12 protein-coding genes are annotated in these 13,121 nt (G+C 42.8%); 9 read left to right on the top strand and 3 right to left on the bottom strand.

Annotated elements, in window-relative coordinates:
• Nucleotides 1-81: 81 nt before the first annotated feature.
• Together KJS58_RS12455 and KJS58_RS12450 are read right to left on the bottom strand one after the other, a co-directional pair.
• Nucleotides 82-546 (bottom strand): DUF2691 family protein, encoded by a 465-nt coding sequence (locus KJS58_RS12455; protein ID WP_160036296.1) that lies wholly within the window; start codon nucleotides 544-546, stop codon nucleotides 82-84.
• Nucleotides 547-974: 428 nt separating this feature from the next.
• The gene (locus KJS58_RS12450) at nucleotides 975-1,886 is read right to left on the bottom strand and encodes an S-layer homology domain-containing protein (protein WP_213532837.1); all 912 of its coding nucleotides are present in this window, start codon (nucleotides 1,884-1,886) and stop codon (nucleotides 975-977) included.
• 400 nt (nucleotides 1,887-2,286) lie between these two features.
• Between KJS58_RS12450 and KJS58_RS12445 the strand changes: the two genes are divergently transcribed.
• The 8 genes from KJS58_RS12445 (at nucleotide 2,287) to KJS58_RS12410 (ending at nucleotide 10,354) form a co-directional block, all read left to right on the top strand.
• A complete protein-coding gene (locus tag KJS58_RS12445; protein ID WP_213532836.1) occupies nucleotides 2,287-4,029 on the top strand; it encodes an ABC transporter ATP-binding protein in 1,743 nt (580 codons plus the stop codon).
• Nucleotides 4,022-5,878, top strand: coding sequence for an ABC transporter ATP-binding protein (locus KJS58_RS12440; RefSeq protein ID WP_213532835.1), 1,857 nt, complete (start codon nucleotides 4,022-4,024; stop codon nucleotides 5,876-5,878). The genes KJS58_RS12445 and KJS58_RS12440 overlap by 8 nt, the downstream gene beginning before the upstream one ends.
• Before the next feature lie 264 nt (nucleotides 5,879-6,142).
• The gene (locus tag KJS58_RS12435; RefSeq protein WP_213532834.1) at nucleotides 6,143-7,216 is read left to right on the top strand and encodes a WXG100 family type VII secretion target; all 1,074 of its coding nucleotides are present in this window, start codon (nucleotides 6,143-6,145) and stop codon (nucleotides 7,214-7,216) included.
• A gap of 41 nt (nucleotides 7,217-7,257) precedes the next feature.
• A complete protein-coding gene (locus tag KJS58_RS12430) occupies nucleotides 7,258-7,725 on the top strand; it encodes a hypothetical protein (RefSeq protein ID WP_213532833.1) in 468 nt (155 codons plus the stop codon).
• 37 nt (nucleotides 7,726-7,762) lie between these two features.
• Nucleotides 7,763-8,230 carry a hypothetical protein gene (locus KJS58_RS12425; protein WP_213532832.1) on the top strand — a complete coding sequence of 156 codons (468 nt, stop codon included), beginning with the start codon at nucleotides 7,763-7,765 and terminating at the stop codon, nucleotides 8,228-8,230.
• Between the two features lie 78 nt (nucleotides 8,231-8,308).
• The gene (locus tag KJS58_RS12420) at nucleotides 8,309-9,148 is read left to right on the top strand and encodes a hypothetical protein (RefSeq protein WP_213532831.1); all 840 of its coding nucleotides are present in this window, start codon (nucleotides 8,309-8,311) and stop codon (nucleotides 9,146-9,148) included.
• A gap of 104 nt (nucleotides 9,149-9,252) precedes the next feature.
• Complete coding sequence (locus KJS58_RS12415) at nucleotides 9,253-9,417, top strand: hypothetical protein (protein ID WP_191803848.1); 165 nt, start codon at nucleotides 9,253-9,255, stop codon at nucleotides 9,415-9,417.
• Between the two features lie 172 nt (nucleotides 9,418-9,589).
• Complete coding sequence (locus KJS58_RS12410) at nucleotides 9,590-10,354, top strand: MerR family transcriptional regulator (RefSeq protein ID WP_213532830.1); 765 nt, start codon at nucleotides 9,590-9,592, stop codon at nucleotides 10,352-10,354.
• 97 nt (nucleotides 10,355-10,451) lie between these two features.
• On the opposite strand, the gene arfA is transcribed toward KJS58_RS12410, so the two are convergent.
• Nucleotides 10,452-11,963 (bottom strand): arabinosylfuranosidase ArfA, encoded by a 1,512-nt coding sequence (gene arfA, locus KJS58_RS12405; RefSeq protein ID WP_213532829.1) that lies wholly within the window; start codon nucleotides 11,961-11,963, stop codon nucleotides 10,452-10,454.
• A gap of 194 nt (nucleotides 11,964-12,157) precedes the next feature.
• Here arfA and KJS58_RS12400 point away from each other — a divergent pair, with 194 nt between their 5' ends.
• Nucleotides 12,158-13,063, top strand: coding sequence for an ArsR/SmtB family transcription factor (locus KJS58_RS12400; protein WP_213532828.1), 906 nt, complete (start codon nucleotides 12,158-12,160; stop codon nucleotides 13,061-13,063).
• Nucleotides 13,064-13,121 lie beyond the last annotated feature (58 nt).

Below are 13,121 nucleotides of genomic sequence, written 5' to 3'. Positions count from 1 at the left end.
AATGGGACTTAAAAATAAAGTCTTAGACTGCCGCTGGTTTATTCAACTAACGTTTTCTCATTAATTGAATAAGAACAGCTTTTACCATGCGGAGAGCTTTGTCCTTGTGTCATTTTCGTTGGTTATATACTTAACTTTCTCATATCTTTTTTCTACCGCGTTTTGATATATCAGGTTAAGCATTTCGGTGTCCTTACAATAAACGGCGACATATGAAGAATCAACGACAAGCACAATCAACTGACACTGACTATTTAAGAATTCTTCATAAGTGAGTACATCTTTTGTGCTTTCACCTTGTGGGTATGCCTTAAAATCCGCGAAAATTATATATGAAAAGGTTGATTGAAGTATTTTGCTAAGGTCTTCTCCCTTCATTCCATACATCTCACCATGGAACAAAGGTTCCATGACCCCCTCAGTGAGTCGATATGCTTCTTCTCCTCCGTTGTACCAATCGAAGTTGCTTATGTTGAAAGGTTTCAGTGCTTCTCCGAGATGACTTCCCCATTCGTTAGGTACCTCAAACTGGATTCCTCTTTTCATATCTACACTCCTTTAGATTGTTAAACTATTCTGCCCGTTAGCTTAATGTGACATGTTACCCAATCTATAATGGGGACAAATTCTTGCCCATTTCCGTAATCGGTACTAGTTCTTGTCGTGGACACGGGACACGAACTTATACTCTTATCCCCTATAATAGCGATTTTCAATAAGCGATTCTTGATTCTGTTCCTCGAAAAAAAACGACAAAAAAACGTCCTGTGTCCAAGACATGTGAACAGAAGACGTCTTTTGGGGTTCCATAAAAAAAGAGAATCCCAGTTTTCATATATTAACCCTCCCAGCGGAGGAATTCCATCTGACAGTGCCTTTGGCTTTGCGAAGCAAAACAACGAAACAGTCAGCATGGAAGCCCGGAGCGCCTGCAACAGTCAGATGGAATTCCAGAGCGCCCGAATACCGGAGCGTTATGAAAATGGCGCCACTTCCGGCGTATATCCTGAAGGGATATTCGTCTCCGCAGACCGTTCTGTAATTACCTGCGGATACATTTTGTTAGGATCAGGTTGAATGATCTCATACTTGATGATCGCTTTGCCATTCTTACTAAGTTCTACATCTTTAATCTCAAGACCATAACCGGGATTAGGCAGTTCCAGACTAATTTTCACTTTCACCGTCTTCTCGTCTATCGTTTGGGAAGAGACCTCGGGTATCATTGCCTGCTGACCGCTTCCTGGCACAGTTCCCGGTGTTTCATCTGAGGAGCCGCCATTTCCGTGTCGATCGATGAACTCTCTTGCCTCATAGACCATTTCTGCCGCCTCCATTCGAGTGAGCGTATCATGAGGCCTAAATTGTTCCTCATTACTTAGGCTAATTACCTTCATATTCAGTAAATTCTGAATCGAAGATATATATTCAGGTTTGATCTCTTGCTCATCTTTGATGTGGTTGTAGAGTAAGATAACAGGATATTCACCTGTAGTGTTTATCCCTTCGAACAGGAGATTTGCAAATACTTCTCTCGTAAGAGCCTCTTCAGCGTCTCTCATTGCCGGTATGGACAAACCCTCTGCTCTTGCCGCATCATAAGCTGCGTGATACCATTTCGGGTTTCCCGACTCCGTCTTTTCATTTCCTGCGCTCAGATCAAATGCATTTACAATCATCTGAATACCCTGAGCTTCTGTTAAAGTACCAGCGGGATTGAACTTATTTGAAGACACTCCCTTCACAATCCCTTGATCTCGGAGCGCCTGAAGCATCTGAACTTGTGTATCTGATGTAACATCGTTAAAAGCATAAACAGACATTCCTCCAAGAACAAAGGTCAAACTTAAAGCTACAACTGAAGTTTTAACGGTTAAACGTTTCATCGTAACCTACCTCCATCATTTATGAACCTTTAATTCAATCACGTGAATCGATTTCCTGATTAAAGCAACTAGAAGTAATATGAAATTGATTCGTATATGTTCTATTCTCTAAACGAGAATGCTCTGAAATATGTTTCATTTGCAAATTCATTTGTGTAAGTCTACTTATATATTCCCCAAAGAAGAGATATCTCATTACAATCTTTTTAGCCCTGGGTTCGCCCTGCAATACAACTGTTTTTTAACCACTAAATGGTTTGACAATAATGCAAGTTTACTTAAGAATAAGATTATAATGTGCATCAAAATACATACATTAGAAAGGGCACGACGCTTTTTTAACAGAACAGCGTCCTGCCCTTTTGTGTCCACAAACACTGATTAAGGAGATGAGTGATCCGTGAATGATCGAAGTTTACTTCGTAACTATGTACAGTCCTACTGGCCTTCCTACCTTAGTGCCATTCTGCTGATCATAATCTCTAATGTTGATCAGGCTCTGCTCCCTCGTGTGGTAGGCCAATTTACAGACGAACTGCAAAGACAAACGCTCACCATGGATAAAATCATTCGCTATAGCTTACTGCTACTCATTATTGCAGTCTCCTACAATGCTTTATTCGGACTCGGTCAGTTTATGATTATGCGGCTCGGCAGAAGATTCGAGTTCATTACCCGGCAGAAACTTTTCGGTAAATTTTCGGAGCTCAGTGAAAAATATTTTGCAAAACAAGGTACAGGCAAGCTTCTCAGCTATGTAATGAATGATGTCACTTCCGTCCGAGAAGCCATATCTAACGGGATCAATCAGACTACGAATGCTGTATTCCTGCTGCTGTCTTGTGTAGTCATGATGATGATTAGCGGAATTCCATTTACGCTCATTGCGATTAGTGTAGGTCCTCTGCTGGCTATTCCTTTTCTAGTAGTGTACTTCGGACCACGTATTCGCAAAAGGTCAAAAGCTGTTCAGGAAGCGCTTGCATCAATGACAGAATCAGCAGAAGAACAGCTTGGCGGGATTCGTGTTACCAAAACGTTTGCAACGGAAGAAATCTCTCGGATCCGTTTTGGTGCTTCTGTAGATGCCATAAGGGATAAACAGCTGAAGCTGGTACGTCTCTCGTCTCTTTTCCAGGCACTGCTTCCGCTGCTCGGAGCATTTTCTCTCGTAGTATCTATTGTGGTAGGCGGATACATGACGATTCAGAACACAATCAGTCTTGGTAGTTTTGTAGCTCTGACCCTGTACTTGCGTATGATTATGGGCCCTCTCCAGCAGATCGGGAATGTGATTAATATGATGCAGCGGTCCGGTGCTTCTCTTGAACGTGTCAACAGCCTGCTCGCTGAAATTCCCGATGTACGGGAAACTTCGGATGCAAAACCGCTGAAGCAGGTAGAAGACATTCAAATTCAGGAACTATCCTTCAAGTATCCAGGCAGTAAAGAGTTTGCTCTTAAGGATATTAATCTAGTCATACCATCAGGAAAAACGGTCGGCATTGTTGGACGAACAGGCAGTGGAAAAAGCACACTCGTAAAACTATTACTCCGCATCTATGAACCTCCTGCCGGCACAATCAAAGTCAGCGGAACCGATGTCCGCAGTCTGACACTGGAAAGTTTGCGTTCCAAATTAGCTTACGTACCTCAAGACGGATTCTTGTTCAGCACAACGATTCGTGACAATATCGCATTCAGCAATCGAACGGCTACGATCAGTCAGGTGGAAGAACCTGCGAAACAAGCGATGATCTTCGATAATATCATTCAGTTCCCTAAGTCATTTGAAACTCCGCTCGGCGAGCGAGGTGTCACCTTGTCAGGCGGGCAAAGGCAGCGAACAAGTCTCGCCAGAGGACTGATGAAGAATTCACCTTTACTTATTCTGGACGACAGCATGAGCGCAGTGGATGCCGTAACCGAAACCGGTATTCTAAACCAATTAAAAAAAGATCGTAAACATAAAACGACCTTGATCATTTCGCACCGGATCAGTGCCGTGAAACATGCGGACGTGATTGTCGTTCTTGAAGAAGGACGGATTATGGAGCAAGGTACGCATCAAGAACTGATGAACCTCGAAGGCAGGTACGCTTCTCTTGCGCGTATACAGGAGGAGGGATTGCATCATGTCTGATACGATGATAAGAGAGAAACAACCCCGTACCCATTTGGATCTGGGCGAAAATCAGAAAAAGAAATCAAGTGCATTCCGCTCCATATTACGATATGGCAGGCCGCATCGTTTTACTTTTGTTCTCATCTTTTTCTGCTCCTTGCTTGGGATTGCTGCTGAACTTTCACAGCCGTATCTCATTAAAGTCGCTATCGATGACCATCTAGCACTTGGCCGAACTGGGCTTACTTTTCTCATTCAAATTGCCCTTGTCTATCTTGTCTTGTCAGTCATTAGTTTTGTATTCACTTATATTCAAAATAATCTGCTGCAGTATGCAGGACAAAACATTGTAGCTGCACTCCGTAAAGATCTGTTCACTCATATTACGAAGATGTCGATGTCCTTTTTCGATCGCAAACACAGCGGAAGCCTTGTCACCAATGTGTCGAGTGATACAGAAACGATCAGTTCTTTCTTTACACAGGTACTGCTCAGTCTGATACGAGATGGCATGATGCTTGTGATGATTATTGTTTTTATGTTCCAGCTGGACGTTACACTTGCTCTATATTCTGTAGCTGTTCTTCCGTTCATTGCCCTTGTGGCCGTCTTGTTCCGCAAATATCTACGTGAAACCTATCAGCAAGCAAGAACCCGCTTGTCGAGACTGGTTTCCTTTATCGCGGAGAACTTATCCGGCATGTTTCTCATTCAGGCTTATCATCAGGAAAAGGAACAAATGAAACAATTTAACGAGCAGAATGGGCAATACTTTTCGGCTAATGTAAGGCAGATTCGGTCTAACGTCATTTTTAACCGAACCTTTGATATTCTAGGGAATATTGCCCTTGTACTTATGATCTGGTTAGGCGGTAAAGCAGTCCTCGGTTCCTCACTGGAAGTCGGCGTACTCTATGCATTCATCAGTTATATCCGTCAATTCTTCCAGCCGATCAACCAAATTACGATGCAGTGGAATACATTCCAGTCCACTACGGTCTCCATGGAACGAATCTGGGCAATACTCAGCACGGATCCTGGAGTGAGAGAACCGGATACAAATAAGGCAGTCACCCTAACAACAGATGATGTGAACGGACGAATTGATTTTAACGATGTCTCATTTGGTTATCTTGAGGATCAGCCTATCATTCATAACCTGAATCTGACTGTACATGCGGGTGAGATGATTGGAATTGTTGGAACGACCGGTGCGGGTAAAAGTACAGTCATCAGTCTGCTGAATCGATTCTATGATGTGAATGAGGGCAGTATCGAGATTGACGGTGTTGATATTCGTAAAATGCCGCAAGAAACGCTGCACCGAATTGTCGGGCTGATTCAGCAGGACCCTTTTCTCTTCTCCGGCTCGATCATTGATAACATCCGGCTGTTCCGAGAAGATGTGCCCAAAGAGCAGGTTATCGAAGCCTGCAAATTTGTAGGGGCAGATTCCATGATTCGCCGTTTAGCAGATGGATATGATACGCATCTATCCGAAAGAGGCAGCGGGTTATCTGCAGGAGAACGGCAGCTGATTTCTTTTGCTCGTATTGTCGTGTTCCAGCCGCGAATTCTCATACTGGACGAAGCAACAGCGAATCTGGATTCACATACGGAACAATTAGTTCAGAATGCGCTCTCTTCTGTAGCTGCCGGGCGAACTACCATTATCATTGCTCACCGATTATCGACCATCATGCATGCGGACCGTATTCTTGTTATGCAAGAAGGCCGAATCGTAGAATCCGGCACCCATAAAGAACTAATGGAGCTGAGAGGAACGTATGAAGATTTATATCAACATGCACTTGAAGCAGGACGTGAAACGATATTTGAAGAAAAATCACGAAATGACGCCGGCTAAACTCAGCTTCGTTCGTACGTAAATACGCAAATAGTAAGAAGATGCCTCAGCAGCTACCATGCTTCTGGGGCTATTTTATTTTTAAATGAGAGCATTACGGAACCTTGGGCTTACACCTTATCTCTTTCCTAAGTCCTGTTTTCTGCTAATAAACCCATTTCCCGTTGCCAACCGGATGATTCTAACATTAGAATTATTGGGTAAATAAACCATATATTGATAGAGCCCTTCTTCTGTTTAATATCTTTGATGAGGTGAATGGTAGTGACAAGAATTGTAGTCCCCCCGGAACGTATTCTCGAAATCTCCAAACAATTTACGCAAGCATCCGAGAAAAGTAAAAGTATGGTGGCGAGTCTGAACGCAAATATTCTCTCCTTACAAAGCCAGTGGTCTGGCATAACTCAGGAACGGTTTTATCAGGACTTCCAGACCGCTCGTACCCAGATGGAGACATTTACTTCTAGAGTATCTTCGATTGGTACCGATCTTCATTCTATCTCTGTTAAATTTGCGGAAGCAGATGGTTCACAAGATACCGGAATCACGTCAGAAGGAAATAGCAAAGACGCATGGCAAGAACAAACGAAAGAGACCCTTTCGGATGCATTTGACAATGGTTCGAGTGCATGGAGTACCGTCAATGGTTTACGCGGAAATCTAGCTATGGCTGGGACTGCATTATACAGTGGACTAGCGAGCACACTCGTCTTAACAAAGACCGTTGAATTCAAACGGAGTGCTAAAAATCCAACCCGAGCAGTCATCCATAATGCAAAATGGGTAAACGGAAAAGGACCCGATACCTTCCTAAGAAATATGGCAAGAAGAATAGATAAACAATTTCGTCAGCCCGGTCTTGTCATGAAGGGATTGAAAGGATTCGATAAATGGGCCGGAAACCTCAAAATAGGGAAAATCGGGCTCGGTCTTAGTAAAGCAAGCAGTTTTCCAGAGTGGACTCGTAATGTGGTAGCTGGAGTACAAAAAGGCCAGTATGGAATGAAGATTTCAGCGATTCCAAAAATGATCAGCAAGAAACTCTTTCCTATTAACGTAGGACTTAATATTTTTGATGAAGGTATCAAAACCGCTGGGAAAATAAAAAGCGGAACCCTCACCGGAACAGACGTTGCCATATCTGCCTCCAATGTCGTTATTAAATCAGCAGCTGCAGGCGCAGGTGCCATTGTTGGCGGAACCCTTGGAACTGCATTTGGACCGGTAGGAACGGCAGTAGGCGCTTATGTTGGAGGTGCTGTGGGGTCATTCGCCGGTAAACATGTGGCAAGTGCAGCCGAAGGTGCCATCCGCTGGGCTAGCGGATTATTTAAATAATCCAGAAATACGAAGTTATCGCAAAGACCGGAGGTTGACCCATGCAATCGATATCCTATCGGCGAAAACTAGCTTTCGGTAAAGCAATGGGTTCCCTCATTCTCATTTCCGGCTGTTTTGTGCTCGTTTATGCCCTTTTTGAAGATAACCTGGGTATAGCCGAAGCCATTTACTATACTAGTGGTATGCTGATTGGTTTCTGGTTTTTCGGTCCCCAGTTCATTCGACTATTGATCCTGACCTTCTTTAAGAGACCTTTGTTCTCTTACGATCAAAACAATATCGTGCTGAATGACGGGACCCTCATTCCCTGGAGTTCAATTCAGAAAATAGAGCTTCACGATTCTTCCATGAACAAGTGGGCGCAATCAGTCCCTCCTTTCTATCGATTGAAGCTAAAAAATAGAGAACATGTGGATATTAACACCTACCATGTATTAAGTACTGACGAACTAAAAAGAACACTGAAAACACTTCGCCGTGTGCATAATGGGGCAAGTATAGAATAAATATACCCCATCTCATAAGAAACTGGAGGCTAAACCCATGCATTCGATATCCTATCGACGAAAACTAGCTTTCGGAAAAGCAATGGCTGCTCTCATTATTATTTCCGGCTGTTTTTTGCTCGTATATGCCCTTACTGGTGATAACCTGGGTATAGCTGAAGCCATTTACTATGCCAGTGGTATGCTGATTGGTTTCTGGTTTGTTGGTCCTCAGCTCATACTGATGCTGCGCTTTAGTTTCTCTAAGAAACCATTGTTCTCTTACGATCATAACCATATCGTGCTGAATGACGGAACCCTCATTCCCTGGAGTTCCATTCAGAAAATAGAGCTTCACGAATCTTCCATGAACAAGTGGGTGCAATCGGTCCCTCCTTTCTATCGATTGAAGCTAAAAAATAGAAAACATGTGGATATCAACACCTACCATGTACTAAGTACTGACGAACTAAACAAAACACTGAAACTACTTCGCGGTGTCCATAATGGGGCAGGCACAAAATAAGTACAAAACAAAAATATACAACTACATACCTGCCAATGTTTCCAATATTATTCATTATCACAGTTAATAGGAGGAATTATGGACAAACCACTAATTACGTTATCCATAGAAGAGTTTGGCTTTGCACTCGCATCAATGGGAGCAGAGGACGTAGCTGCCGGCTTACTGAAGCCGATGTACGGAGAACTATCAGAGCGTGAATGGGAACTGATCCTTCAGGCTGCTTCTCATAGTCTTCTTTCCAAAGGACTTATTGTCAGCTTAGAAGAGATGGAAATTGAATTCGTACCCGATCTGCTGGAAATGCTCATTCATTTTGCAAGAAGCCGCAGGATGCTCCGGGGCTATTCGCTTATGAATGATCAAGAAAAAGTGCTCACGATTCATGCTGGAGAAGAAGAACAGCGTGGTCAATACTTGTACCATCTCGCAGTAAATCAGCGAATTCATCTGTTTACTTGGACGGAACCTTCCGAATGGGAAGAAGAGTTATATCGATTCTATCTCAGTCAGGAGCGTTTACTTCCTGCAAAATCGACCAAGCTTCGTTTATCTGAGTCCAGATGGAATGCACTCACTGCTATTTCGCCGGATACAAACGTCTCCACTCTCTTAAGTGGATGGGCGATGACCGATCCTGAACAACAATTGATTCGGGCCTGGAGTTCTGCCTTCATAAAATCAGGAAAAAATCTAGATAATCTTAGCATTCTTCATTATGGTGATGAAGAAATGCCAACTCCAGAGCAGATGCTGTTACTGCTAAATGTAGAAGAGCATTTTTACAGTGTCCATAATATTCAGCCTGATCCTACGTCAGAGCCTGTCATTGAAATTGAGTGTTCCACCGAACACACACTTCGTAAGCAACTGAGAGATCTGATTGACAAGTTTGCAGCGCCTTCTTTTCAGCGATAATTCGATCTCTCCCTCCGATCCTTAGATCACAGTCCCAAATGTGGTATAGAAAATATCCATGTTTGGAAAAATACTGTTGATGTTCGTGTAAAGGAGGTGTTCCCATGCGTAAATCATCAAGCAATGAACCAACCAAAGCAGAGGTTAGCAATACGAAGCTGAATAAGCTGCCTGTACCAGGAGCTTTCGATACTGAGTTTTCTGCTGAAGAAGCGGCTGAAGTATTTGAAAAACAACCCTCCGCACAAAAGAATGAAAAACAGAATTAATTTGTATACTTGAACAAAATACGGATTAAAGATAAGCTTCGCAGCTGCTTCCGGTCGGGAGTACTGCGGAGCTTATTTTACATAGCTGACAGAACTGAATTTTATTAAAAATTAGTTATTGACCTATACGTTACGTATACGTTTAGGATGAGATTTGTAAGGAGGATTCATCATGGAATACACCGTTCATCAATTGGCAGAATTATCTGGGGTCAGCGGGCGCACACTCCGGTACTACGATCAGATTGGACTATTGCCGCCAGCCCGAATTAATTCTTCCGGCTATCGAATTTATGGAGAGAAAGAGGTGGACCGGCTTCAGCAAATCTTGTTCTATCGTGAGCTGGAAGTGAGTCTGGATGAAATTCATAAGATTCTGGAACATCCTGATTTTGACCCCGTGATTGCTTTGAAAGCACATTATCATAAACTCACTCAAAAACGTGATCATCTTGAACAATTGCTCCATACGGTGAAGGTAACTATTGAGAGTAAAGAAGGAGGAATAAAGATGCCAGACAAAGAGAAATTTGAAGGGTTAAAAGCCGAGCGAATTCGGGAGAATGAACGTAACTACGGTGCTGAGATCAGAGAGAAATATGGAGACCGCGAGATCGATGAAAGCAACGCCAGATTAAGAGGAATGAGTGAACAAGATTATCACCATATGCAGACTCTTGAAGTCGAAATCATTGATTCACTGAAAAAAGCACTTGAGACAAACAGCCCCGCATCTGAAGAAGCAGAACAGATAGTACAGAAACATAAACAGTGGCTGATGTATTCGTGGAGCAAATTCTCCGAAGAGGCATATCAAAACCTTGCCGATATGTATGTAGCAGATGAGCGGTTTACTTCTTATTATGATGATAAGGCAGGCCCCGGCGCAGCCCAGTTTCTAAGAGATGCTATACATCACTATGTAAACAAGTCTTAGAGTACGATTCTATATATTCTGTGGATTAGAAAAACCTCTGCCCCGAGAGATTCCCGGAGCAGAGGTTTTAATAAAAAGAATAAATAGTGTGTACTTCTTATACACTCACTTTGAGCCTGATCACGTTCCAGCTGGCTTTTCCAAGTTGTGAAGAAACGGTTGTTCCGTCTACCACTGCATTTCCATTCGTATGCGGAGCTACGCGGTTTGGATTCGCTGCTGTATTCACTGCTTTCAGATCGTCTGACTCCAGTACCGTGTGTTCGATCAGACGGCAGTCACCGAAACTGCGCAAATCTACTTCTACAGGAAGCGACTCTTCCAAATGACGATTGACAGCGAAGATCGTGACTTCTCCCGCCTCTTCGTTATGTATCGCAATTGCCTCCAGATACGGAACGTCCGTAATTTCTTTTGTATCATACTTAGGTGATTGGATCAGCGGAACGAGTGCCTGACCACGGCCGTACACGGATGTATGGAGATACGGATAATAGATTGTTTGTTTCCATGCTGCGCCGCCATTCTCCGTCATGATCGGAGCAATGACATTAACAAGCTGCGCGAGGCATGCCATTTTTACACGATCTGCATGTTTCAGCAAACTGATCAGCATACAGCCTACAAGCAGTGCATCCTCATGGTTATATACATCTTCTAATTGAGGAGGTGCAATTCCCCAAGGTTCGATCTTTCTGTCATTATCATTGGAGTGGAACCATACATTCCATTCATCAAAGGAAAGGAACATCTTTTTCTTACTGCGTTTTTTAGCTTTGATATAATCACAAGTTGCCGTTACCGTTTCAATAAATTGATCCATTTCTAGTGAACGTGCCAGGAACTGAGCTGAATCTTGTTCCCGATTTCCGTAATATTGATGCAAAGAAAGATACTCTACATGATCATACGTATGGTCTAGTACCGTTGCTTCCCATTCAGGGAATGTCGGCATATGAATGCTCGAACTGCCGCAGGCAACAAGCTCTATGGAAGGATCGACCAGTTTCATTACTTTCGCAGATTCTAAGGCGATTCTGCCGTACTCCTCTGCGGTTTTGTGACCAATCTGCCACGGTCCATCCATCTCATTGCCAAGACACCATGTCTTTACATTATGCGGCTCTTTGTACCCGTGTTTAATACGCAGGTCACTATAATACGAGCCTGATTTATGATTGCTGTACTCTACAATATTACGTGCTGCATCAATCCCGCGTGTACCCAAGTTCACTGCCATCATGACTTCGGTATTGGCTTTCTTCGCCCAATCCACAAATTCATTAAATCCAAAAGCATTTGTTTCTGTTGTTCTCCAAGCAAGCTCCAGTCTATGTTTCCGTTCCTCTTTGGGACCTACACTATCCTCCCAGTTGTAACCGGATACAAAATTCCCGCCTGGGTAACGTACAATCGGTACCTGAAGATCCTGAATTAACCCAAGGACATCCCCACGGAACCCAGACTCATCTGCCGTTTCATGCCCAGGTTCATAAATCCCGCCGTATACAGCACGTCCTAAATGTTCAATAAAAGATCCATAAATACGTTTATCTACTTCCCCAATTGTAAAATCTTTATCTACAACCATCTTTGCCTTGTTTCCCATGAGCTTCTCACCTCTTTAAATTAATAAAAAAATTAATTCTACTATAAATTGTTACCGCTTACTTTATATTAAAATCCAATTATAGTATAAAATCAACCCTCTTAAATCTATTTTTTCAAAAAACATTGGATTTATATGAATGCTAATTCTATAATAATTGATAATAACTATTGAACGTTCAGGGGAGAATCTAAATGATTAGAGCAAATACAGATGAAAAGTGGCTTCCTCTTTATGAAGCTCTGGCTAGCAATGTACGTCTTTCCATAATCAAATTACTTGCGGAGCAGCCGCTCAATATCAAAGAGATTGCAGCAAGATTAAACCTAAGCAGTGCCATTGTTACGATGCATGTTCGTAAACTGGAGGAAGTCGGCATAACGGAATCCAAGATGATTCGAAAAAATGGCGGCACACATAAAATCAACTCCCTTTCTGTGGACTGGATTGAAATTACGATGCCGCAGAAAGCGCAAAATTCTCGTCAATATCAAGAAGTGTCCATTCCGATTGGTCATTATACGGAATGTGAAGTTCACCCTACTTGCGGGCTGTCTACTACGGAAAAAGTAATCGGTCAATATGATGACCCTCGTTACTTTCTTGACCCCGAACGAGTGAATGCACATATCCTCTGGTTTGGTAAAGGGTATGTAGAATACAAAATCCCAAATTACGTATTACAAGGTCATTCACTCACCGAAATTGAACTTTCCTTCGAGATTGGCTCAGAAGCGCCAGGTGTGAATCCAAACTGGCCGTCTGATATCAACTTTACGCTAAACGGCGTGAAACTTGGAATATGGACAAGTCCTGGTGATTCAGGACATGGGCGGGGTGTATTTACACCAGATTGGTGGCTCGATGATGTGAACCAATATGGACTTTTGAAGATTATTAGAGTAACCCCTATGGGTACTTTCATCGATGGACAGCGAATGTCGGATGTAACCATCACAGATATTCCGGTGAACCGAAATCAATGGACTTTTCGTCTTGCTACGGCGGAAGACGCCAAGCATGTGGGTGGACTTACCTTATATGGTGAGGGTTTCGGAAACTACAATCAAAACATTATTTTGCGGTTCTATCATGAGTGAGCCTAGAATAATGAATAAAAAGACAACTCTTCTTTGTTTGAAGAGTTGTCTTTTTGGT

The organism is Paenibacillus sp. J45TS6, from assembly GCF_018403285.1.
In the GTDB taxonomy this organism is placed as follows: domain Bacteria; phylum Bacillota; class Bacilli; order Paenibacillales; family Paenibacillaceae; genus Paenibacillus.
The sequence above is the reverse complement of the archived record's forward strand: the minus strand, read 5'-3'. Positions and strand labels throughout refer to the sequence as shown.

Coding starts and splice junctions, on each gene's coding strand:
- KJS58_RS12420 (WP_213532831.1), top strand. CDS start 8,309: ATGGACAAACCACTAATTACGTTATCCATAGAAGAGTTTGGCTTTGCA.
- KJS58_RS12425 (WP_213532832.1), top strand. CDS start 7,763: ATGCATTCGATATCCTATCGACGAAAACTAGCTTTCGGAAAAGCAATG.
- KJS58_RS12455 (WP_160036296.1), bottom strand. CDS start 546: ATGAAAAGAGGAATCCAGTTTGAGGTACCTAACGAATGGGGAAGTCAT.
- arfA (WP_213532829.1), bottom strand. CDS start 11,963: ATGGGAAACAAGGCAAAGATGGTTGTAGATAAAGATTTTACAATTGGG.
- KJS58_RS12400 (WP_213532828.1), top strand. CDS start 12,158: ATGATTAGAGCAAATACAGATGAAAAGTGGCTTCCTCTTTATGAAGCT.
- KJS58_RS12450 (WP_213532837.1), bottom strand. CDS start 1,886: ATGAAACGTTTAACCGTTAAAACTTCAGTTGTAGCTTTAAGTTTGACC.
- KJS58_RS12440 (WP_213532835.1), top strand. CDS start 4,022: ATGTCTGATACGATGATAAGAGAGAAACAACCCCGTACCCATTTGGAT.
- KJS58_RS12410 (WP_213532830.1), top strand. CDS start 9,590: ATGGAATACACCGTTCATCAATTGGCAGAATTATCTGGGGTCAGCGGG.
- KJS58_RS12430 (WP_213532833.1), top strand. CDS start 7,258: ATGCAATCGATATCCTATCGGCGAAAACTAGCTTTCGGTAAAGCAATG.
- KJS58_RS12415 (WP_191803848.1), top strand. CDS start 9,253: ATGCGTAAATCATCAAGCAATGAACCAACCAAAGCAGAGGTTAGCAAT.